General features: G+C 55.1%; 19 protein-coding genes and 1 pseudogene. 10 read left to right on the forward strand and 10 right to left on the reverse strand.

Features of this window, described 5'->3' with window-relative positions:
- The first annotated feature begins 56 nt into the window (after positions 1 to 56).
- The 9 genes from PQR67_RS28780 to PQR67_RS28820 all read left to right on the forward strand — a co-directional run bounded on the left by PQR67_RS28780 (position 57) and on the right by PQR67_RS28820 (position 9680).
- On the forward strand, positions 57 to 1310 hold the full coding sequence (locus PQR67_RS28780) for an O-antigen ligase family protein (protein WP_408466236.1): 1254 nt from the start codon (positions 57 to 59) through the stop codon (positions 1308 to 1310).
- Positions 1307 to 2512, forward strand: coding sequence for a glycosyltransferase family 4 protein (locus tag PQR67_RS28785; protein WP_408466237.1), 1206 nt, complete (start codon positions 1307 to 1309; stop codon positions 2510 to 2512). The genes PQR67_RS28780 and PQR67_RS28785 overlap by 4 nt, the downstream gene beginning before the upstream one ends.
- The gene (locus PQR67_RS28790) at positions 2509 to 3372 is read left to right on the forward strand and encodes a hypothetical protein (protein WP_408466238.1); all 864 of its coding nucleotides are present in this window, start codon (positions 2509 to 2511) and stop codon (positions 3370 to 3372) included. Before PQR67_RS28785 ends, PQR67_RS28790 begins: the two co-directional genes overlap by 4 nt.
- Positions 3369 to 4790, forward strand: a complete 1422-nt coding sequence (locus tag PQR67_RS28795; protein ID WP_408466239.1) for a lipopolysaccharide biosynthesis protein — start codon at positions 3369 to 3371, stop codon at positions 4788 to 4790. Before PQR67_RS28790 ends, PQR67_RS28795 begins: the two co-directional genes overlap by 4 nt.
- Before the next feature lie 5 nt (positions 4791 to 4795).
- Positions 4796 to 5734, forward strand: coding sequence for a glycosyltransferase family 2 protein (locus tag PQR67_RS28800; RefSeq protein ID WP_408466240.1), 939 nt, complete (start codon positions 4796 to 4798; stop codon positions 5732 to 5734).
- On the forward strand, positions 5731 to 6786 hold the full coding sequence (locus PQR67_RS28805) for a glycoside hydrolase family 5 protein (protein WP_408466241.1): 1056 nt from the start codon (positions 5731 to 5733) through the stop codon (positions 6784 to 6786). The genes PQR67_RS28800 and PQR67_RS28805 overlap by 4 nt, the downstream gene beginning before the upstream one ends.
- Before the next feature lie 42 nt (positions 6787 to 6828).
- Positions 6829 to 7626 (forward strand): glycosyltransferase family 25 protein, encoded by a 798-nt coding sequence (locus PQR67_RS28810; RefSeq protein ID WP_408466242.1) that lies wholly within the window; start codon positions 6829 to 6831, stop codon positions 7624 to 7626.
- 94 nt (positions 7627 to 7720) lie between these two features.
- Positions 7721 to 8899, forward strand: coding sequence for a DUF1972 domain-containing protein (locus PQR67_RS28815; RefSeq protein WP_408466243.1), 1179 nt, complete (start codon positions 7721 to 7723; stop codon positions 8897 to 8899).
- Between the two features lie 67 nt (positions 8900 to 8966).
- Positions 8967 to 9680: a hypothetical protein gene (locus PQR67_RS28820; RefSeq protein WP_408466244.1), complete on the forward strand. Its 714-nt coding sequence runs from the start codon at positions 8967 to 8969 to the stop codon at positions 9678 to 9680.
- A gap of 677 nt (positions 9681 to 10357) precedes the next feature.
- Here PQR67_RS28820 and PQR67_RS28825 read toward each other — a convergent pair.
- The 8 genes from PQR67_RS28825 to PQR67_RS28860 all read right to left on the reverse strand — a co-directional run bounded on the left by PQR67_RS28825 (position 10358) and on the right by PQR67_RS28860 (position 16181).
- Positions 10358 to 11521, reverse strand: coding sequence for a glycosyltransferase family 4 protein (locus PQR67_RS28825; protein ID WP_408466245.1), 1164 nt, complete (start codon positions 11519 to 11521; stop codon positions 10358 to 10360).
- 14 nt (positions 11522 to 11535) lie between these two features.
- Positions 11536 to 11790, reverse strand: a complete 255-nt coding sequence (locus PQR67_RS28830; RefSeq protein WP_408466246.1) for a hypothetical protein — start codon at positions 11788 to 11790, stop codon at positions 11536 to 11538.
- Between the two features lie 417 nt (positions 11791 to 12207).
- Positions 12208 to 12426, reverse strand: a complete 219-nt coding sequence (locus PQR67_RS28835) for a hypothetical protein (RefSeq protein ID WP_408466247.1) — start codon at positions 12424 to 12426, stop codon at positions 12208 to 12210.
- Between the two features lie 410 nt (positions 12427 to 12836).
- Positions 12837 to 14477, reverse strand: a complete 1641-nt coding sequence (locus tag PQR67_RS28840) for an MFS transporter (RefSeq protein WP_408466248.1) — start codon at positions 14475 to 14477, stop codon at positions 12837 to 12839.
- 31 nt (positions 14478 to 14508) lie between these two features.
- Complete coding sequence (locus PQR67_RS28845; RefSeq protein ID WP_408466249.1) at positions 14509 to 14793, reverse strand: DUF3303 domain-containing protein; 285 nt, start codon at positions 14791 to 14793, stop codon at positions 14509 to 14511.
- A 307-nt stretch (positions 14794 to 15100) separates the two neighbouring features.
- The gene (locus tag PQR67_RS28850; RefSeq protein ID WP_408466250.1) at positions 15101 to 15328 is read right to left on the reverse strand and encodes a hypothetical protein; all 228 of its coding nucleotides are present in this window, start codon (positions 15326 to 15328) and stop codon (positions 15101 to 15103) included.
- Between the two features lie 189 nt (positions 15329 to 15517).
- Positions 15518 to 15802 (reverse strand): hypothetical protein, encoded by a 285-nt coding sequence (locus tag PQR67_RS28855; protein WP_408466251.1) that lies wholly within the window; start codon positions 15800 to 15802, stop codon positions 15518 to 15520.
- 88 nt (positions 15803 to 15890) lie between these two features.
- The gene (locus tag PQR67_RS28860) at positions 15891 to 16181 is read right to left on the reverse strand and encodes a hypothetical protein (protein WP_408466252.1); all 291 of its coding nucleotides are present in this window, start codon (positions 16179 to 16181) and stop codon (positions 15891 to 15893) included.
- A gap of 415 nt (positions 16182 to 16596) precedes the next feature.
- Here PQR67_RS28860 and PQR67_RS28865 point away from each other — a divergent pair, with 415 nt between their 5' ends.
- Positions 16597 to 18741, forward strand: coding sequence for a serine/threonine protein kinase (locus PQR67_RS28865; RefSeq protein ID WP_408466253.1), 2145 nt, complete (start codon positions 16597 to 16599; stop codon positions 18739 to 18741).
- A gap of 36 nt (positions 18742 to 18777) precedes the next feature.
- Here PQR67_RS28865 and PQR67_RS38280 read toward each other — a convergent pair whose 3' ends face one another.
- Both PQR67_RS38280 and PQR67_RS28875 read right to left on the reverse strand, forming a co-directional pair.
- Positions 18778 to 19926 carry an SUMF1/EgtB/PvdO family nonheme iron enzyme gene (locus PQR67_RS38280; RefSeq protein WP_494471409.1) on the reverse strand — a complete coding sequence of 383 codons (1149 nt, stop codon included), beginning with the start codon at positions 19924 to 19926 and terminating at the stop codon, positions 18778 to 18780.
- 24 nt (positions 19927 to 19950) lie between these two features.
- Positions 19951 to 20832: pseudogene (locus PQR67_RS28875) on the reverse strand (caspase family protein); the annotation flags it as partial.
- Positions 20833 to 20996: the final 164 nt, after the last annotated feature.

Genomic DNA, 20996 nt, shown 5'->3' on the forward strand with positions numbered 1-20996 from the left:
TTCAAAATCAGATCGAATTCTGCCGGGAAACGGTAGCGTGGCCCTAGAGATAAAACATGCTTAAGAAAACAGTTGAATTCTTGGCATTTGCTATGACGATACTATCGTTCGGCGCATACATAGGTTTGATCAAAGATGGCGGGGCGCGCGACCAGGGCCTGGACAATGCTATCCCTTATAACGGCCCCCTCAATGCGTTGCCTATTGTTTGGGGTGCTGTAACGCTGGCGGTTGTATTTTTTGTGTGGATTGTCTGCAGGTTCAAAATCAGGCCCCATTGGACCCTGCTTGGTCTCGGCGCCTTATCGATCTGCTCGGCATTGTGGGCAGAGGTGCCCAAGGCATCTTTGGGTGCGACTCTGCTCCTGATTGCAGCGTATCTGTTGATCGCGACACATATTAGATTGGCCGGGTGGGACGGCACGATCCGCGCCGCCATCAAGGGATTTCTGATATTCGAATTGTCGAGTTTTATATATATATTCATTATTCCCCACTACGGCGTGGCGGTAGGTGAGCATCTTGGGAAGTGGCAAGGTATTTTTACCCACAAAAATTCTCTCGGATCGTTCTCGGCGCTCGCATTCTCGATTTCGTTCTGGTACTGGTTGATTTCGAAGAACAAATTTGCAGCGTTAAGTGCAGTTCTTGCCGCGATATTGACCATCGGAAGTCAATCGACAACCGCAATCGGTATCGTGATCGTGTTGTTTTTGTTCAATTCGGCATGTGAATTCAAATTTATAAGAAAATTCATACATCGCTATCGTCTTCTGATCCTTCTGGGTTTGCTGCTGCTCAGCGCGTTCGCGGTCTATGCCGCAATAGCGTTAGGGATGGATTCTCCCGACGAGAAATATGCAACTTTTTCGAATAGAAATGTAATCTGGCTTTATATTTTTGCGAAAGTTGCTGCGTCGCCGATATGGGGCTACGGGCTCGATCAACTAAGCGTAACGAATAGTCTCGATGGTTCCGATTTCACGTCGCAGGTGGGATTTCTCGTGGCGTCGGCGCATAACGGATTCATTGAAACGCTTTACTCTTTGGGATTGTGTGGGGAAGTGATTGTTTTCATTCTGATTGCTGTGTTTGTAAAAAATCTGAAAAATAACAAAACATTTACCCTCTTCTTCGGGTACATATTTATCTTTATTCTTGAAAATACATTTGAGTCGAGGCTGGTTAGCTTTAACTCTCATTTCGTCGTCTTTTTATATCTTTTTGAAATATCAGCGGCCATGAACGGGGAAGTTGTTCGGCAATCGCTAACGAAAACAAGCGCACCCGTCTATTTGAGAGCAACATGAAAATCGCCATGGCTGGTCAGAACTACTTCGTACGAGGTGGATCTGACAAGGTTCTTATAGAAACGGAAAAAATGCTTCGTGCCTATGGTCACGAAGTTGCTCCGTTTTGCGGTGCGGATAAGAATAATCAGGCAAGTGAATGGCTGGAATTTTTTCCAAAAAAAGAAGTGTCAATTTCGTCCCCGCGCTGGAGCGATGTTGCCAGATACGTTTACAACTTCGATGCAAAAAAGGCAGTTCGGAAATTCATTGAGGAATTTAGTCCTGATGTATTTCATTGCCACATTTACTACGGGAAGCTTTCGTCTTCAATTTTGTCTGAGGTGAAAAGCCAAGCCATACCGTTGCTGCAGACACTTCACGAATACAAAGTGGTATGTCCAACGTACCAACTCAGCTCTAACGGCGCTGTTTGCGAAAGATGCGCGAATTTCAAGTTTCATAACGTCCTCACGCATAGATGCAACAAGGGATCCGTAGTGCGATCGGCAGCTTCTATGGTCGAAAGTTACGTCAGCTATATTTTCGGATCGATTGAGAAAATAGATAAATTTATAGCCGTTAGTGATTTTCAACGAAAAAAGGTCATAAGTATGGGTGTTCCGGAGCATAAAGTCTCCACCATCCATAATTTCGTTGATATTGGCGAAATGGTTCCTGAGTACAGCGCGGGCCGATATTTCATATATTTTGGACGAATCGAAAAGGAGAAGGGAATCTGGGTGCTCCTGGAGGCGTTCGAAAAGATTCGAAACATAAAGCTCTTGATCGTGGGCGTCGGCAACGCATATGACGACGCAAAAGAGTATTGCCGAAAAAACGCCATGTCGAACGTGACATTCTTCGGATTTGCAACTCGGGATCAAATCGGCGATTTGGTCCGGGGCGCGACCGCAAGCATCGTCCCCTCCGTTTGGTACGAAACCTTTGGATTGTCGGCTGCGGAGTCGCTGGCGTACGGAAAGCCGGTGATCGCCGCTGATATCGGGGGATTGCCCGAGGTATTGAGTGCCGGGGAGGATTCCACGCTTGTCGAAGCCGGCAATGTCGACGAACTTATTACGGCGGTCGAAGAAATGGCGTATGGAAAACTCGATCTGGAAAAAATGGGGCGTACGGGAAGAAAGAACGTTGAGAGGAAATTTAGCAGGTCTGCGCACTATGAAAAGTTGTCGGCACTGTATCGATCGGTAATGTCATGAAAGAAAGATTGCGAACCGCAAAGCAAGAGGCCAGGTTGGCTTTCTCAGTTGTGAAAGCCTTGATGGATCATTTAACCACTGAAATAGGGTGGATCCTTCGTCGTGCCGCGCGCCGAACCACGAAGCTCGATCCGCGAGTTGTCGTCAGCCTGACCTCATATCCGCCAAGGTTCCGGACCCTGCATTTGACGCTCAAAACAATTCTCCTGCAGAGCGTGCGACCGGCCGCGGTAGTCCTTTGGATCGCGCAGGAGGATTCGGTGCATTTGCCGGCCAACGTACTGGCGTTGAAAAGGTGGGGGCTGGAAATTCATCTCTGCGAAAACCTGAGGTCGTACAAGAAACTGGTGCCGGCTCTGGATGCCTATAAATGCGTCGCAGTCGTTACAGCAGATGACGACGTTGTCTATTGGCGGACGTGGCTGGCTGACCTGCTTGACCAATACACCGAGAGCTCGCCGGAAATCCTTTGCCACCGGATGCATGTCGTGAGAACCAACTCAGACGGGCTGCCTGATTCATACAGAAGCTGGCATTGGTGCTCGGAGTCCTTGCAAAAAAATCCGTTGAATTTCGCTACGGGAGTGGGCGGCGTCCTTTACCCACCCAACGTCTTCGATAGCGAAGCAACCAACGTTGACAGGATGAGAAGTCTTTGCCCGCAGGCTGACGACGTCTGGTTTTATTGGATGGCGAGAGCCAGAGGCATTCTGGTCAGAAAAGTTCCATCGAGCGGAGCCGTGAAATTCTGGCTCGGCTCCCAAGACGTCGCACTGTGGAAGTCCAATCTCGGGAGCGACGAGAACGACGTGCAAATTGCCGCGATGATTAAAGAATACGGATTTATGGGCGGTCCATGACACTTATTAACAACACAAAGTGGGTTGCCGTTTCCCAGTTTTCTCGCGTGGGATTGCAGCTATTAGGCATGCTATTTCTAGCGAGGCTTCTTGGCCCCGCGGATTATGGCGTCATGGCGATGGCGATGATAGTCGTAAATCTCGCGAATCTTCTGCGAGATTTAGGAACGTCGGCGGCCGTCGTTCAACGGGACGAGCTGGACGAGAATGCGAAAGCCACGGTGTTCTGGCTTAACTTCGGAGTCGGAGTCGCGCTTTCAGCATTGGTGGCAGGCTTGGCCACGCTGATCGGATACGTTTTTGTATCTCCGAATCTTCCGAAGGTCTTGTGGTTGCTCGCCCTTGGCTTCCCTATCACTGCCAGCGCAGCGGTCCATCAAGCGCTGCTTGAACGTCAGTCGCAGTTCAAATTGCTTGCAAGGGTCGAAATTCTATCTTCCGGCGCGGGCCTGTCTGTAGCCATTCTCCTGGCCCATTTTGGTTTCGGGGTGTTTTGCCTCCCGGCTCAAATATTGACCGCGGCTACGCTATCGTCCGCGCAACTCTGGATATTGAGCCGGTGGCGGCCGGGAAGGAAATTCAACGTCGATTCTTTCAAGTCATTATTTTCGTACAGCGGAAATTTAACGGCGTTCAATCTGATTAATTATTTCGCGCGAAATGCCGACAGCATTGTAGTCGGGAAACTGCTTGGAGCCGTGCAGTTGGGTGTTTATTCCCAGGCATATCGTGTCATGTTGTTTCCTTTGCAAAACATGACGTTCGTAGCCACCCGGGCGCTTTTCCCTTTATTAAGTCGGCATCAGAACGAACCACTCCTCCTGCGGAACCTGTACCTGAAGACCGTCATGATGGTCGTAACGATCACAGGGCCGCTGATGTGTGGAATCTGGGTGCTGAGGACGGAGTTCGTGCATATCGTATTTGGTCCGAAATGGAGTGCGGTAGTTCCAGTGTTGGCGTGGCTTGCGCCAGTAGGATTTATACAGTCAATGGTTAGTACCACGGGTACTGTTTTTATGGCGACCGGGAAGACAAAATCACTAATGAAGCTCGGTTTGATTGCCACGGTTCTGCAGGTTGGCGGGTTCATTATTGGTGCATTCTGGGACGTTAATCATGTCGCTGCAATGTACGCGATTGCCAATTTGATCAATTTTTTCGTGGCCATGACTGTGACCATGAAACATCTTGATTCAGGTATTTCATATTTACTGGTGAAAATTTCGAAACCGCTTGCGATTTGTGCCGCAATGATGATTTGTATGAGCGTGCTTCGAATTAAATTGATCGATATTGGAATGAATTCCTTACCGCTCGCGATATTGGTCTCTGCTGTCGGCGCGACGGTTTATGGGCTGCTGGGTTTTGGGTGGATAAAAAAGACAGTTTTTACATTTGCCGAGAAACGTGCCTAGGCGAAATGATGAACCACAATATTCTTATCAGTGTCGTTATTCCTACCTACAACCGGGAGGCGACTATCGCTCGCGCGCTGGAAAGTGCGTTGAAACAAACCTGGACGAATATTGAAATAATAGTCGTAGATGACGGCTCTAAGGACGACACACAGAAAATTGTTGAGGCGATAAACGATCCTCGCATCCGATACTTGAAAAATGAAAAAAATCTCCGGGGCGGCGCCTCTCGAAACAAAGGCGGCACGTTGGCGCGCGGAGAATATGTAGCATTTCTCGATTCAGATGACGAGTGGTTGCCGGGAAAATTGGCCCGGCAAATGGAGGCGGTTTCGGGACGTACGAATCCAAAGACTGTTGTCTGTTATACAAGGCTACTGGTAAGGCGAGACGGAAAAGAGTTTATGGAACCCCCCCGTGGAATGGGGAGTGGAGAGCCGGTTGGCGACTATTTGTTCAAAAATTCGGGACACATTCAGACAAGTTCGTTGTTCATGTCGAAAGAGCTTTTCGAAAGTTGCCTATTCGACTCGCGGTTAGTCAAGCATCAGGATTGGGATCTGGCGATTCGCTTGCAGTTGACTGGTGCTGAGTTTGTATTTATTGAGAATGCGGAGACAATCTGGTATCAGGATTCGAAGATTAGCCGTGTTTCTTCGCTCGTAGATAATGATGGATCGAAACAATGGATTCGGCAGCACGGAGATAACCTATCGAAAGCTGCGGTTTTCGGATTCATGGCGATAATAATCGCACCGGAACTGGCTAACGGTCCAATTTCTGGGCGCGTCAAGGCCGCTGGAATATTGGTCGCCGCGCTTTTCCTTCGTGCGATAAAAGTCAGGAAGTTCGCCATTGATTTTGCCAAAGTCGTTGTTGGGCGAAAAATAATAAATTCATGCAAAGCGGCATTTTACGATGTGAAGGGAGTGTCGGTTAAATGATTTATAAAAAATCAATTGCAGGTATTCTTTTGTGCCTGTTGGCATTCGCCTCGATGCCGGCTGTCGCCTTCGATTGGGCAACGGCTCGAGGTTTTAATGTGACGCCAAATGTGTCCGACATGGATCTCGAATATATCGCGAGCATCGGATGCAGTGTGATTCGGGTTTCATTTGGCGATTCGCCGCTCTTAAGTCTGACCGGCTCATATGAAAGCGATGAGGCAAATTTCAAAAAACTCGATAACATAATTGAAACTGCCAGTAAAAATCATCTGGCTGTAGTTATCGACCCTCATGCGATACCGGGGTTTAAGAATCGATACACTACGTCGCCTCGTGATGTTTTCTGGTCATCTGATCTGCTTCAGAACCGCTTGAAATCACTGTGGATCCAGATTGCACAGCGCTATCGAGGCGATGACCGGGCGGTGTTGGGATTTGATCTGTTGAATGAACCTGTAACGCCGCCGCCGTCAGCGGATAACAACTATTTTGATTGGAACAAGTTTGCTGGGTCGTTAGTCTCGGCAATCCGGGCCAATAATAAAACGGCATACATAGTTATTGAGCCCGCGAGACAGACTAACGCGCAGGGTGGCTACGACAGTTTTTTTTCGGCATTGGGACGTCTCAAGTTACCACACACGGATCGGATTGTTGTAAGTCCTCATATGTATACACCCATGGAATTAACGCATGAAGGTGTGCTGCCGCAGTTCTCCACCGCGGTTCACTATCCGGGGAAAATCGCCGGAGAGCAGTGGGACGCGAATAAAATCTGGAGCACGATGGCCATGGCGCGGCAGTACGGTGACGCAAATCATGTTCCGATTTTCATCGGAGAATTTAGTGCAAGCGTTATATCGGGTGATGATGGGGATCGTTATCTTGGTGACCTTCTGGGTGTCATGGATCAGCTTTCCTTCGGCTGGGCTTTCCACGCGTTTAAAGAGAATCCAGTCTGGAACCCCCAGCAAGCTACTTTGCGCATGGCCTCGAATGGAGGAACCGTCAGAATGAACACAATTATTGATGCCTTAAAAAATAAATAAAGTCCTGTGCGCTGTACCAATTGAGTGTAAATGGTATTTACGATGAAAATTTTTTTGATTTCACTGCCGCAGGATGAAGCCCGGAGGGATCTGCTAAAAAGTAGATTCCCGCAGGCTTCGGAAGCATTTGAAATTGTGAACACGATTGACGGGCGTTCGATGAGTGCACGGGAGTATTTTCAGTTTGCTGCTCCGCTTTATCGTGCGAAGCGGGAGTTGCTAAGCCCGGCGGAAGTGGGTTGTGCGTTGAGCCATCTTGATGCATATCGGCAGTTTTTAAATACCGGCGAAAAAATGGCTTTAATCCTTGAAGATGACGTCGAGGGGTGCGACGAGGACATCGGACGGATCCTGCGTGTTGCGGGGCAACTGGATAACGACTTTTTGCTTTGTTGCGGCGCTCAGGATGGATTGCGCTCACGCAAATGGCTTTTCGGCAAACAGCGGAATTCGAGTGAGGCTGGGGTTTTCACGGTCAACGGACATTCCTATCGGCAAATGTGGCGAACTGCCTGTTATGTATTGTCCAGAGGCATGGCTGCGGATTTGCTTGCCAAACAATCCGTGATGTTGCACAAGGCGGACGATTGGGCCGCCCTCTTGAGATACTCGAAAGGCGAAGTACTTTTCTGCGATGTGCTCTCACACCCGGCGCAGTACGCTGGAAGCAGCATTGAAGCCGAAAGAATTTTACTGATGAACCAGGATTTTAAGAGTCGAAATAAACCCGTCTCAGATAATTTTAAATATTTGATAGAACGGTTTTCCCTGTTTCGTTCAATATTTTTGTCCATGTGTGGTGTGTTGAATGGATACAGGAGGATTTTTCGGGACATCTAGATATTGAGCAGAATTGATTTGGCAGGCCTTTGGGGTGGTCTCAGGAAAATTAATTCCGTTAAGATTATTTAAAATTAAATAGTTTAATCAAATAATGAAAAAAGACCTTGCTATTCTGGGGACGCGCGGGATTCCTGCGCGACATGGTGGCTTCGAGACTTTTGCTGAGCGCCTGGCACTTTATCTGGTGAAGCAAGGGTGGCGAGTGACCGTTTACTGCCAGGCGGACACTGCCGAAAACCTTTGCGAGATAGACGAATGGGAAGGAGTGCGGCGCGTTACGATTTCCACCAATGCGCCCGGCGCGTGGGGCACGATGGCCTTCGATTTTAAGGCTGTACGTCATGTAATCGAGGCGAGACCTGACGTAGTGCTGACGCTGGGCTACAACACGGCGGTCTTTTCGAGCTGGCTTCGTCTGGCGGGGATAAACAATATTTTTAACATGGACGGACTTGAGTGGCAGCGGATCAAGTGGAGTACGCCGGCGAAGATCTGGCTATGGATGAATGAGCGGATCGGCTGTCTCGTTGGCAACCATCTGATAGCCGACCATCCGTCGATTGCTGACCATCTGGCGACGCGAGTGTCCAGAAAAAAAATCACAACGATTGTCTACGGTGCTGATCGGGCAATACGCGACGGCCAGCATTCCGTGTTGACCAAATACGATCTTGCGGGCACACCGTACGGCATCCTCATAGCGAGACCGGAGGCTGAAAACTCCATCCTTGAGATTGTTACCGCGTTCTCGCGACGCCGGCGGCAGGCCAAACTGATCGTATTGGGAAGTTATAACGGGAAGCAGAATGTGTATCACCAGAAAGTTCTGGACGCCGCGAGTGAAGAGGTAATTTTCCCAGGCGCGATCTATGACCAGGCGGCGGTTGGTGCGCTTCGCGCCAATGCGCGCTTCTATCTTCACGGGCATCAGGTAGGCGGCACGAATCCTTCTCTTGTGGAAGCCTTGGGTGCCGGGTGCGCGGTGATAGCGCATAGCAATCGGTTCAACCGCTGGGTCGCTGGCGATAGTGCCAGGTTTTTTTCGACGACCGAAGAATGCGATGCTTGTATCTCTGAGCTGTTGGACGATGACGAGCTCGTCTATCGTTTAAGTTCCGCGAGTTTAAAGCGGTTTGAAGAAGAATTTCAGTGGAACAAGATACTTACCGAGTATGAGAGGTTGTTGGAGAAATACGCCCGGCGTTATCCGAAATACGTCGTGCAGCCAGGTGGAGCAGAAGGAGCTATGCCTGAAGGCGATGAGATGTGATCGACCAGGGACGGCTGCGGCCAGACTGTGTAGGATTCTGAAGCTATTTGATTTCCGGGGTTGGTTTATGAAAATAAAAATTGCTTCTTTGATAGCTTACTTATTGTTGGCTAACTGCGCGTACGCTCAGGTTGAAGGCGATGTGCTTTCCATGGTGCCTTCGAATCAATCCAGCTACAGAGAAGGCACTTTTACGGTATCGAATTTTTCGGCACGCAAAGCGGAGGCCGACGCCTTGAAGGGGCATTATCGAATTAGATACGCGGGACGAAAAAACCGGATTGCAGCCGAAAAGGAAGAGTCCGAATATCAGGCGCAATCTTATAGTACGCCAGACGCATTCGCAGAGAATACGCTTGACCCTTCCGCAGTTTCGAGCGTGAAGACTCAGCAAGTTTTAGGCATGTTGGCGGGCGGCGTCGGGCAGAAGCAAGGGGTGGGGCACGGATTGAACTCATCCAGTTTAATAGCCGGTATGAGTGCAGGTATGGGCGTGACTGGGGGGATGAGCACGAGCATGGGCAGGGGTGCCGGCGCGCGTATTGGTCTTGGGGCGACCGGCGGTCTGGGTATGGTCAGAGGAACAAGTGTGGCGGCAGTTGCTGGCGTGGGAATGGGAAGTGGAGGCGCGCAGAGGGTTATGCAGAACAAAATGTCTGGCAGTATGGATAGCGCGGACAATACTGACGCTTCGGATGAATTACTACAATCTGATCTCGGCGGAAGTACACCGGGGAGTGGCGTAGCGAGCAGTCAGGGTCTTTCTGTTCTGGGCCGATAAGCTTTATTTCTTCGGAGGCAAAAATGGCTGGTGATAGCGGTAGACCTGGCGAAGTGTTGTCCGATACTTTGCGTTATCGAGTCTTGACTGATCCACTCTGCCCAGCCCCTGGATGCCTGTCTTTGCGAGTCGAGAATACTACGATTGCCTGATACGGCGCGCGCGTTCGAGCAGATCGTCATAGCTGGCTATGGATATTGCAGTTAAAGCAGCGCACACCACTACAATCAGTAGAAATGGCATTAGCACGATATTAATAATCCAGCGTACGGGCATGCGAACTCCATTTATTTTGAAATGCTTGCCGTTTCACCAGACAGGCTTCACTGACGTTTCCGGAGTGTACAGACTGACGAATCGGGCGTATGTTCGCTGACGATCACTGACCTTGTTTCCGGGCAAGCGGTCCTTCGCGAGCACCGCCAGCCATCGACATGGCGCGAAGGCCAAATGGCATTCACCATACAGATGTGATCCGTCTGATCTCAATGGGTGATGGGATTCAACTGGCGGGCGCAGGACACGGATCTCCGCGTACCTATTCGCAAAGCGGGGGAGAGACTACAGGTGGAGTAACGGCTGCACTTGATGCCGCGAACGCATGGATCGTCGCGCTCAAGCTCAAAGACGGTGATGTCGGTTCAGTTGGAGGTGATCACTCTCACCGACACCGCAAATCACGAGGCATAAAGCCGGCTCAGTTGATCGGCATAGACAGCAGGGCTGTGTTCGGAGGCTACCCGTTCAATACATCGCTGCCCTCGCTCACGTAGTGCTTCCGGGTGCTCGATCGCGTCACGGGCCGCTCTGTAAATTCCGTCGATAATCCCGTCGCGAAGCTTCTTTTTGACGGTTTCACTATTCACGTCGAGTTCGTTTGATTCGTTGAGTGGTAGATCCACAACCCATCCTACCGAACCATTGTTGATCTCCGGTAACGCGCGGACATTTGTTGTGATAACCGGGCAACCCGCAGCCTGAAACTCCAGCACGGAGTAGCCGTAAGTGTCCGCCCATGTCGGCAGCAGACCAACGTGGGTGCGTCTCAGCAGTTCAATGACTTCGGCGTTGGGCAGTTTCGTCTTGTGCGTGATGCGATGACTATTGGAAATCAACGCCTGTGCTCGTAGCGCCGTTTCCTTTCTGTCCTGAACCCCGCGGTGCGCGTGGTTCCACGTTTCGCAAAGATCGCCTATCAGTGTTAGCTCAAAACCCGTGATCCCCTCCGATTCAAGGCGCGCAAACGCTTCGAGGATTTCGTAGCCGCCCTTCTGGAAAAACTGCCGCCCGACGAACGTGAAACGGACGATGCCATCATCCGGTTTTTCGGCGCAACCACTTATCAACGATTGTGGCGGGGGAATAACCTCCATCTTTCGCACGATGGCTTCCCGAAGTTCGGGATAGGACTCCAGCATGCGAAGTTGCATCCGCATATTGCATTGGGACAGTGCGATGATTTTCTTGCAATTGTCCCGGGCGATCAGGCCAAGTTTGTACCGGACCAGCCGGCTGTGTCTAAGCGAGCCATCTTTGTTGCGTGAGTGTTTGGCGTCAAGATAGAAATTCTCGCGGGGGATCATCGATTCGAAAGTCGACACCCAAGGCTTACGGGTGTTCGAGACGTCATTGAAGAAATGGAAGCAGTCAATATCAGGCGCTCTCTTCTCGACGTGGAAAAAATCGAAGAACGACAATTGCTTCCTGCTGAGCTTTCGCTCGATCTTCGCGAGGAGTCGGATGAAAATCGGATTGCCGATCTTTTGATACGTGCTGTCAGGCACTTTTCCCAGCACGCAGCGCTGTTCTGGGTAGTTACCTTTCGTATATCCGATTTTCATGTGCCGTTCTTTTGTTAGCGGAAAAAGATAAATGCTTGCACAGCGATTGCAACGATCGCAGTCAGGAAAGCAAGAAAACGCAACCGCCTAAGCAGGTTCAGCCGCTTCAGTTCCTGCGACCCGCGCGCGCGCGTGGGTTGCCATTCCAGGAACAGCAGCTTCCCTTCGTGGCGCCGTGTTGCCCATGCGGCGGTGTTCACGCTTACATATAGATAGAAAAAGACGCCCAAAACACAAAGTTTGGGGATGAGATTCAACCCGATTTTCATACGGTCCCGTAGCGTGTGTGGCTGCCGGTATACCTGGCAGCATCTGTTTTCTCTCGACGCGGCTATGACTCACGCTCTTGCGTGACGACGCGCTGCGATCAAGCGAGATTTATGCCATGTGATTAGCCTGCTACCGACAGGCCCGACGTGAGCCTGTGGGTAGCGACTTCGCATTTTTTGAGTGGTATTTCAGCGGCGTAACTCGTAACACGTGGGCCGTGTTACGTGCCGTTGCACGTAACACGGAGTCCGCGAAGAGCATGGAAGAGGCAAGTGGTTTCTTTTCTTGCGCGGTCAGGGGAGCTTCGCGAAGGCGATCACAATGCAGAGGTATCGAATGATTCCCTACCCGTTCTTTTCGAATCGCCTTTCAGCGAAAACGTTTGCGCTTGATGGACGAGGCGATCGAGAGTCGCGTCAACATGAGCGGCTTTGCGCTTCCGCCTCAAACCGATCTAACTCCCCAAGCAAATGCTTGATCTGGAAGGTCTGCAATTGAGTCAGAGGAAATTCATCCTGTATGCGTTGTAGTCGTTTTCGCCAATAGGCTGGCGGCAGTACAGGTTCACCACGAAAGGCGCGCAACGACGGCGCCATCACACGCGCAACGTGCGCGATGTCTTCATCCATTGTCATGCAAGAGCCCCGAAAGACCTCGGTATTTAGCTTTGGTTTTTTTATGTGCGCGCTTTTTGTGAGAACGAGTTCGTAGTCGCTGCGCAAACGTCGAGGCTCATAGTAAGAAAACAGAATCGCCAGGTCAAGGTTTCTGACCGAATTTCACCTGGGCGGCGCAGCAAATTTCGCTTTGATTTCAGGTCTATTTCTATCACAGAGGGCTTTGGACGCTAGCTGGTCGACCCGGCAACGAGGACGCTTTCACTCACGAAAGTGCTTCGGTGTGGGACGTGTCAAACGGCGCAAGTGAGTGCCTCCCAACCCGAAAACGCAGGCGGAAAACGGAGGATGGATATAACTAAGTGGCTTGACAGCGTTAAGTCATTTGTTGCGCACACCATTCTTGCGGTGGCGAAAGTGAGCCAGGCCTAAAGCACATGCCCCCGCTGCGGAGGCGCCTCGGCCTGCGCCGTTCCTCCGCCCGCCACCCATTCCGCCTCCGGATAGCCGATCCGCACCGGCGGCACAAACCACGCAAGGCACAACCCAACCAACGCGGCCGCGCCCGCCACCAGAATGCCGATATGGATCGACTGCACAAGCGCATCCCGAGCCGAATTCATCATCGCGTCGCCCGCATGCCCGGCGCTTACCAGGCGATTGATCAACGCCGCCTGCTCCGCGCGGTCCACCAGCAACTCGGGGCTCGCAAACGATTTGAACCACTGCGTAGCCTGATACGACGAGAGCGAGCGATGCACGCCCTGCGTGTAGAGATGCCCAAGCAACGCACCCGTCATCACGGTGCCCAGCATTCCGCCGAAAGTACGCAGCGATTGCAGCAGCGCAGTGGCCGCACCGAGCTGGTCACGCGCGACGATCTGTTGCGAACAGACTGTCAGGCTCGTCGCCACCAGACCGAGTCCGAGTCCACTGATCCCCATACACGACATCCACACCAGATGCGGCTCGGTACCTCTAAGCACGATCACGCTCAGACACGCGAGCGCGGACAGCGCGAAACCGACGTACATGATGCCGTTCGCGCGGCGAATCCGGGTGACGATACGATTGTTCACCACGCTGCCCACCGTCGTGCCGAGCAGCAGCGGTGTGATCAGCATGCCGGAGTCATGCGCGGACATCGCATAGCCGCCCTGAAACAGCAGCGGCACATAAAACACCAGCGAAAATAGCGCGAAACCGCCAAGCACCGACATCGCGAAGAGCGCGGAGAGCTTGCGGTCCAACAGCATATCCACGGGAATGATGGGATACGCAATCCTCCGCTCCCACAGCCATAGCGTTAGAGCAAAGCTCGCGGCAACGATGGCTAGCACGATCGTTATCGTGTTGACGCCGTACTTCGGAAACAACTCAATCAGCAATTGCAACGCGCCGAACGTGACCGCGATCACGCACGCGCCAAGCCAATCGAGGCGCACGGGACCCTTGCGCCGCAGATGACGCAGGGGTGGCAAAAAGCGCTGCACAAACAACAGGGACACGACGCCAACCGGAACGTTGACAAAGAACACCAGCCTCCAGCCGCCGTATTGTGTAAGCACGCCCCCGAGTGTCGGCCCGACCATATTGGCGAACCCGAATGCGGACGTGACGAACACGAGCCAGCGCAGCCGCAGCTTCGGATTGGGAAACAGATCGGCGACGGTGGCGAACACCGTGCCGATCAGAATGCCGCCGCCTATCCCCTGCAAACCGCGAGAAATCACCAGCAACAGCATGCTCGTAGCGAACCCGCACAATACCGACGCGCCGGTAAACAACAGAATCGCGGCGATCAGGAATGGCTTGCGGCCGAACAGATCACCGAGCCGCCCGAAGATCGGAATGGTGATTACCGAAGCCAGCATATAAGCCGTCGCGACCCATGCGTACAGATCGAAACCCTTAAGATCGGCGACGATACGTGGCAGTGCGGTGCCGACAATGGTCTGATCGAGCGCCACCAGCATCGAGACAAAGGCGATACCCAGCATCGCCAGCAGCGATTCGCGAAACGGCAGTAGCTGTCCGCCGGGTAGCGGCGTATCGAGGCTGGGCGTCATGACCGTCTTATTTGCGTGCTTATTTGCATACTTATTTGCGCGCGGCCTGATGCGCGCTCAGTGCCGCGCCGAGGTCCTCGTCAGTCATTGCGGGGACGATACTCATCGTCAGCAGGTCGCTCCATTCGAGCGCCAGTGCCGAGAGTCCGCGGGTATCGTCCGCCTCGACAATCGCAAAGCCATGCAATCCACCAATCGCATGCCAGCGTCCCAGCATTTTGACGCCTTCAGGCGCCTGGCCGCCGGTTTTCATGAAGCGCTCGATGACGGCGTTTTCCGCCGTCGGCAAACCATTCCATTGCACGATAAATTTCATTGCATGTCTCCACTATGGTTTGGCGATGCCGGCTCGTGGTGCGCCGTTATCGCCACTCGCGTTGCGCGACGTTTTTGCATGCGGTCGCGTTAATTTCCAATTGCAGGCCACTCGTGCGTCCTACAAGAGGGACCTTCTAATACGGCTGTCGGCGATGTCGGTATCGATCTGGTTCGAAGCGCGTCATGCAGTGCGCCGGTACGACCGGCACGCATGCGGATGGCAAGCGGAACCGACTCAGGTGCATCAAACGCAAACGGCACGCGCGTCAGGCGCGTGCCGTTGCCGGGAATGTCCGGGCCGGCGGCTACCTGCGCGGCGAGGCGAGCGGCACGGCGGCGCCGGAAGCATCGGCAATCGTCTGACGTGCCGCCGGAAACCCGGGCGGATAGTCGACGACGCGCGCGGACGCTGGTACCACCTGCAGGCCGATGCTCGCGCGCGCACCGATCCGTGCGCCGCCGACAATGGCCGTCATCGCCTGGCGGTCGAGTTCGACGCTCTCGGTGAGGTCCTTGATAACGAGCTTTGCCATGGAGGCTCCGGTGAAACGATTGAACCGGCGGCTGATGCGATCTTCCAGCCGCTGGCCAGGTGTGTCTTTGTCTTCAGGTGTGCGCAGGTCTCGTCGCACTATCAGTATAGGAAATCTGTTTGCAGCCCGCCTGTCGGATACGAACAGGCGGCAGTAGGGAAGTCCCCGGTTCTTCGCTACTGCGCGCCGTCAAACGTTGGCGTAGTTAGCGCCCCACAGCGACGGGCTGACGTTCAGATTCAACGGCACGAAACCGGCGCCGATCACGCCGATGTTGTTGAGGGCTGCAACATTGACGGTTTGTACCTGAGTGAGGTTCTGGTCGATCTTGACGTTGACATTGGCGATGCCGCCAAGACCGGCCATCGACGGCAGGCCTGGCACGCTGCTGCCGGTGCCGCCGGCCACCGCCGACATTGCGCGGCGGTCGAGCTCGCGGGTGCGGGATAGATCGCGAATCGTGAGGGATGACATGGTGATTCTCCAAAGGTGCGCGGAAGACGGGCGGGATCGGAGCGAAGCGGAAACTGCCGAGGGCCTCTCCGCTTCGCCGAATCAGACGTCAAACGTTGATGTTGTTGCTCGACGTGACGCAGGGATTGATCGTCGAAGTGAGACCGGCGGCGAACGCGACGTTGTTGCCGTTGGCGTTCTGGATGTTCATCTCGTTGCTGATCAACTGGGTGGCGCTGACCTGCTTGCTGTTGTTCGGCGCGAACACCGGGCTAATGTTGGTGTACGACGTGCTGCTGGGGTAGCCGAAGCCGTAGCCGAGGCCGCCACGCACGGCGCGCATGGCCTTGCTGTCGAGTTGTTCGGTGATGGAAAGGTCTTTGATCATCAGCGTGTTCATGGTAAATCTCCTGGAAGGAAACATCACAGTCTTGCGGTTGGGTTCGAGCATCCTGTCTGCTCGAGTGTCACTAACGCATGGGTTGTGCCAGTTTTATTCGTCCCTCCTAACAAAATCGGAAAAGCCTTGATGTACAAGGCTTTCGCGTCATACCGCTGCATCGGAGCCGCGGCGCGGCCATTAACAAACAGGCGCAAGTTGACGGCACGCTCCCAACAGCGCGCCGGATCCTGTTGGATGCGGCAAGACACTTGCGGGCAGGGCGCGCAGCGGGGCAATCCTGGTTTGCGAAAGCGCGGGTCGGGGACTAGTATCGAAGCGGCACATGTAACTGGTTACGACAGGTTTTCAATCGGCCCGACAGGCTCCGGTCGCATGCGATCCGGCCCAACGGCAGCGGGGGCGCTTCGCACATATGGCTAGCCTTGCGCACGTAATTCGCGACTATCAGCGCGGCGAGTTATCCCGTGATGAGTTCGTCGCGCAACTCGACAGCACGTTGACGACCGAAGGATTGGGTCCCACGCAGCTGCTGGAGATGCTCGGCGTAGCGCACCGCAAAACCCCGCTGCCCGATGATCTCTACGTTGAAGTGCGGCGGCGCATCGAACAGCTGCGCGTGTCGAACGTGGCGGCCGGCGGTGAAGAAACCGGCATGCAGACCACCGTCGAGATACCGTCGGTGGGCTCCGCGAGCGGGCCGAACCCGGCGAGCGTTGCAGGCGCAGCGAGCGCCACCGGTGCGCCGGGATACGATCAGGTCAAAGGCACTGGCGATACGCTGAACAACCGCTTCGTTCTCGAGGAATGTCTGGGCGTAGGCGGGATGGGCACGGTGTACAAGGCGCTCGACCTGCGTAAGCTCGAGGCATCGGATCGCAAGCCACATGTCGCGATCAAGGTGCTGAATGTCCAGTTCCGCGGCAATCCGAATTCCCTCGTTGCGCTGCAACGCGAGGCACGCAAGGCACAGGTGCTCGCGCACCGCAACATCATCGCGGTGTACGACTTCGACCGCGATGGGCCGATCGTCTACCTGACGATGGAGTACCTCACCGGCAAGCCGCTGAGCCAGCTATTGCGCACGCCGGGCTATCAGGGAATGCCGGTTCGCGCAGCACTGCCGATCGTGCGCGGCATGTGCAATGCGCTGGCCTACGCGCACGAACACGGCTTCGTTCATTGTGACTTCAAGCCCGCCAACGTCTTTCTCACGACGAATGCCGAAGTGAAAGTAATCGACTTTGGCATCGCCCGCGTGTTTCAGCGGCCGGAGGAGGAGAGCGATGCAACGGTCTTCGACCCCGGCAGTCTCGGGGCATTGACGCCGGCGTACGCGAGCCCGGAAATGATCGAGCATCGTGAGCCGGACCCGCGCGACGATATTTACGCGCTCGGCTGCATTACCTACGAGTTGTTGACGGGCCACCATCCGTTCGACCGGTTATCCGCGACACAGGCCCGCAATGCGGACTTCAAGCCGCAGCGGCCAGCCGATCTCGATGCGAAGCAGTGGCGCGCGTTGCGTGCCGCGCTGTCGTTCGATCGCAACACGCGCATGCCGAGTGTCGCGCGTTTCATCGCGGAGTTCGATGACGAAGCGCGCGCGGAAAAGTCCGGTACGTTGGTCAAGACGGGATTCGCGGGACTGGCGGTGGTGTGTGCCGCGATTGTCAGTGTGTTTGCCTTGCGTTCGGCGCCGAATCGTCAGAGCGGGACTCAGCCGGCTGCAGGTGCTTCTGAAGCCTCTGTGGGGCAGGGGGCCTCGGCGGCGACGCCTGTTGTGGCCGCAGCGGTGGCGAGTGCGCCTGAGCCACCGGCACCTGCCGCGCCAACCGCGGTGGCGCCTGTGGCACATTCCGCACCGCCCGCGCCCGAATCCGCGCTGACCCTGGGCGCTGTCACGCCGGTGCTGACGCAGGTGCCGTGCTCGGCGTTGTCCGCTTCGGCACAGGATCACTCGTTGACGGTGCGCGGCTATGTTTCGCAACGCTACGGCGCGGCGCATTTGAAGGACACGCTATCGGCACTGCCAGGCGTCGATGCGCTGACGCTCCAGGTCGAGCCGCTCGCGGACGACAAATGCGACACGATCAAAGCGCTCGCCCCCTACTGGATCCACAACTGGCAAGCAGGCCACGTTGCGTCGCTGCACGTGCGGCCACCCGGCGGTCAGTTGAGTGAGGGCGATCCACTGGTCGTCGACGTGACGACGCCCGGTTACGACTCGTACGTGAACCTCGACTACTATCAGCTCGACGGCAGCGTCGTGCACATGGTGCCGAGCCCGCGCGCCAAGGACAATCAGGCGCCCCCGCACTACGCGGCCACCATCGGCAGCGGCGGTGACTGGATTATTTCGAAGCCATTTGGAGCGGAGATGGTGGTGCTTCTGATTACGCCGGCGCAGCTATTCGATAAGCCGCGGCCCGAAAGCGAATCACGTGCCGATTATCTGCGCGCACTCGATACGCGGCTCGCGCAGATCGCCGGCAAATACGGCCAGGACCATATCGTCGCCGACTTCGCGCCGATCACAACGAAGCCGCGCACCCCGTAGCGGCGCGCAACGCACGCTGCCGCACCTGTCTTCGCATCACTTGAGATCCTTCGCCACCCTGAAGCCATCCTGCGATTGACGTACGCTCGCGCTGTACTTGAAACGTGTCGCGCTCAGCATGTAGCTCCCGCCTTCGCGCCACGAACCACCGCGAATCACCCGCATGTCGCAACTGGGGCTGTCCCACGCGTGGCCGTCGGCGGGTGCGCTCTGGTAGGAGTTGTGCCAGCAATCGGCGACCCATTCCCAGACGCTGCCGTTCATGTCATACAAACCGACCGGATTCGGTGCGAACGAGCCGACGGTCTCGGGCCCTTCCTTGTGCCACGGAGCGCCGCAATCCGTGCAATTGGCGTTGCCCTTGCGCATCTGGTCGCCCCACCAGTAGGCCGAGGTGGTGCCGCCACGGTCCGCGTATTCCCATTCGGCCTCGGTGGGCAAGCGGTACGGCTTGCCGGTTGTTTTGCCTAGCCACTTCACGTACTGCTGCGCGTCGTCCCAACTGAGGTCGCGTGCCGGCGCCGTCTTGTTCGTATTGCTTTCCGGGGTCAGCTTCGGACAGGCGTTCGCCGAGACGCACGCATTCCATTGCTCGACAGTCACCTCGTATTTGCCGATCGCGAATGGCGTGCCGATGGTCACGCGATGGACAGGCTTTTCGGAGGGATCGTCTGTGTTGCTGCCCATTGAGAACGCGCCTGCGGGCAGCGCGATCATGATCGGACAGGTGGCGCAATCGCGGCTTTCGCCTGCACTCGGCGGGTGCGTGATGGGCTTCTGCGCGACGGCCGGCGTGGAAGATGCCGCAGGTGGGACGACCGGCGTCGCTGTCGGCGCAGCAACGTGCGAGTGATCTTGCGTGACCGCGCTGGCGGGTGGTGTTGGCCGCGCGGCCTGCGGTGACTGTGCGACCGGTGGCGCACTCGCTGGTGCCGCGGCTCGCAGCCGGTCAATGCGTGCATGGGCAAGTGTGGCGAAGCGCCCGTTCGGATAGGCCTTCAAATAGGCCTCGTAATCGCCGGGATAGTTGCTGTCCTTGATGGAATTCCAGAAAGTGATTTCGTACTGCTCGCTGCTGTCCTTTGGCAGAATGCCTCTGCTGTGCAGCGCGACGATGGGTTCGTCGACGGTGGCGGACGTGAGCTTCGCGCCAGCGCCGCGAGACACCAGATCGCTCAGGTTCACGTCTACGGCAAAGGATGAAACAATCCGCGGCGTTTGCTCACCATCGGTAAGCTCGCTCACCCTCGCCGCTACGCGCTGAAACCATTGCGCAAGAGTCTGTGATGGGGATGCGTCGTTGAGCGCGTGCAGCAACGCGCTCGTGTACACGCCGTGACGTGCGCCATCTGCCGCAAAGCCGCCAGGCTCTGTTGCGTACGCGATCAGGGTATTGGCTGGCAGGGTGACTGTATCGCGGGATACGTCAGCGGAGAAGGGATTGTTCAGACACGTGTCGAGAATCAGGAGGTTGAGTGCGTCGGCACGCGGTGCGCCCATCGCCTGCAATATGGCATTCAGATCGACCCCCTCGCTGACAAGCCGTGCAGGCGTGCGTGTATCGAGGCCGGCGGGCACAAGCAGCGTCTGCCGTCCGATTTGCAAGCCATGTCCCGCGAAATAGAAGAGCCCTGTTCCGCCTTCGCGCAGACGTTGGCGGAATTCGCCGATGGCTTGCCGCATCTGCTGCGGCGTCGCGTCAATGCGGAGGATGACTTCGAAACCGAGCGCGTGCAGCGTGTCGCGCATGGCTTCAGCGTCGCGCGGCGCATTGTGGCCAACCGGGTCCGCGTGCTGGCCGTACGCGCCATTGCCGATCACCAGCGCGATGCGCGCAGGCTGCGGAGTGTTCTTCTGAACTGTGAGCGGCGCGCTGAGCGTCGCCGTCGTGCGCGTGTTCGTCGCGCTATGCATCGCGTCGTCGCGCTGCGCCGCGGCACAAACACTGCCCCAATGCGCCTGAATTGCTCCAGCCATGCACACCAGCAGGAATGTTCGCCACATATTCATATCCTGTTTGTTCCGGACAGAACATAGGTTTTCGACGACCGCGAAGCTCGCAGCAGCCGTTGAGGTGGATCGGCGAAGCATCGGCACCGCTATCGGCAATCCATCGACAACCTATGAACAACGATAGCACGCGCTTTGCACGCCACGCTGATCCGCACGCCGTCCATGCGTTATTCGGTTAACGAGCGTGGCGTATCTTTTTGGCAAGTTACGTCCTAAGCTAATTCACAAAGTAGCGCAGTACG

The organism is Paraburkholderia fungorum (assembly GCF_046026025.1).
Lineage (GTDB): Bacteria > Pseudomonadota > Gammaproteobacteria > Burkholderiales > Burkholderiaceae > Paraburkholderia > Paraburkholderia fungorum_E.

What these genes read in the sequence shown, in the direction of transcription:
- PQR67_RS28780 (WP_408466236.1), top strand. Translation starts at nt 57, where the DNA reads ATGCTTAAGAAAACAGTTGAATTCTTGGCATTTGCTATGACGATACTA.
- PQR67_RS28785 (WP_408466237.1), top strand. Translation starts at nt 1,307, where the DNA reads ATGAAAATCGCCATGGCTGGTCAGAACTACTTCGTACGAGGTGGATCT.
- PQR67_RS28790 (WP_408466238.1), top strand. Translation starts at nt 2,509, where the DNA reads ATGAAAGAAAGATTGCGAACCGCAAAGCAAGAGGCCAGGTTGGCTTTC.
- PQR67_RS28795 (WP_408466239.1), top strand. Translation starts at nt 3,369, where the DNA reads ATGACACTTATTAACAACACAAAGTGGGTTGCCGTTTCCCAGTTTTCT.
- PQR67_RS28800 (WP_408466240.1), top strand. Translation starts at nt 4,796, where the DNA reads ATGATGAACCACAATATTCTTATCAGTGTCGTTATTCCTACCTACAAC.
- PQR67_RS28805 (WP_408466241.1), top strand. Translation starts at nt 5,731, where the DNA reads ATGATTTATAAAAAATCAATTGCAGGTATTCTTTTGTGCCTGTTGGCA.
- PQR67_RS28810 (WP_408466242.1), top strand. Translation starts at nt 6,829, where the DNA reads ATGAAAATTTTTTTGATTTCACTGCCGCAGGATGAAGCCCGGAGGGAT.
- PQR67_RS28815 (WP_408466243.1), top strand. Translation starts at nt 7,721, where the DNA reads ATGAAAAAAGACCTTGCTATTCTGGGGACGCGCGGGATTCCTGCGCGA.
- PQR67_RS28820 (WP_408466244.1), top strand. Translation starts at nt 8,967, where the DNA reads ATGAAAATAAAAATTGCTTCTTTGATAGCTTACTTATTGTTGGCTAAC.
- PQR67_RS28825 (WP_408466245.1), bottom strand. Translation starts at nt 11,521, where the DNA reads ATGAAAATCGGATATACGAAAGGTAACTACCCAGAACAGCGCTGCGTG.
- PQR67_RS28830 (WP_408466246.1), bottom strand. Translation starts at nt 11,790, where the DNA reads ATGAAAATCGGGTTGAATCTCATCCCCAAACTTTGTGTTTTGGGCGTC.
- PQR67_RS28835 (WP_408466247.1), bottom strand. Translation starts at nt 12,426, where the DNA reads ATGACAATGGATGAAGACATCGCGCACGTTGCGCGTGTGATGGCGCCG.
- PQR67_RS28840 (WP_408466248.1), bottom strand. Translation starts at nt 14,477, where the DNA reads ATGACGCCCAGCCTCGATACGCCGCTACCCGGCGGACAGCTACTGCCG.
- PQR67_RS28845 (WP_408466249.1), bottom strand. Translation starts at nt 14,793, where the DNA reads ATGAAATTTATCGTGCAATGGAATGGTTTGCCGACGGCGGAAAACGCC.
- PQR67_RS28850 (WP_408466250.1), bottom strand. Translation starts at nt 15,328, where the DNA reads ATGGCAAAGCTCGTTATCAAGGACCTCACCGAGAGCGTCGAACTCGAC.
- PQR67_RS28855 (WP_408466251.1), bottom strand. Translation starts at nt 15,802, where the DNA reads ATGTCATCCCTCACGATTCGCGATCTATCCCGCACCCGCGAGCTCGAC.
- PQR67_RS28860 (WP_408466252.1), bottom strand. Translation starts at nt 16,181, where the DNA reads ATGAACACGCTGATGATCAAAGACCTTTCCATCACCGAACAACTCGAC.
- PQR67_RS28865 (WP_408466253.1), top strand. Translation starts at nt 16,597, where the DNA reads ATGGCTAGCCTTGCGCACGTAATTCGCGACTATCAGCGCGGCGAGTTA.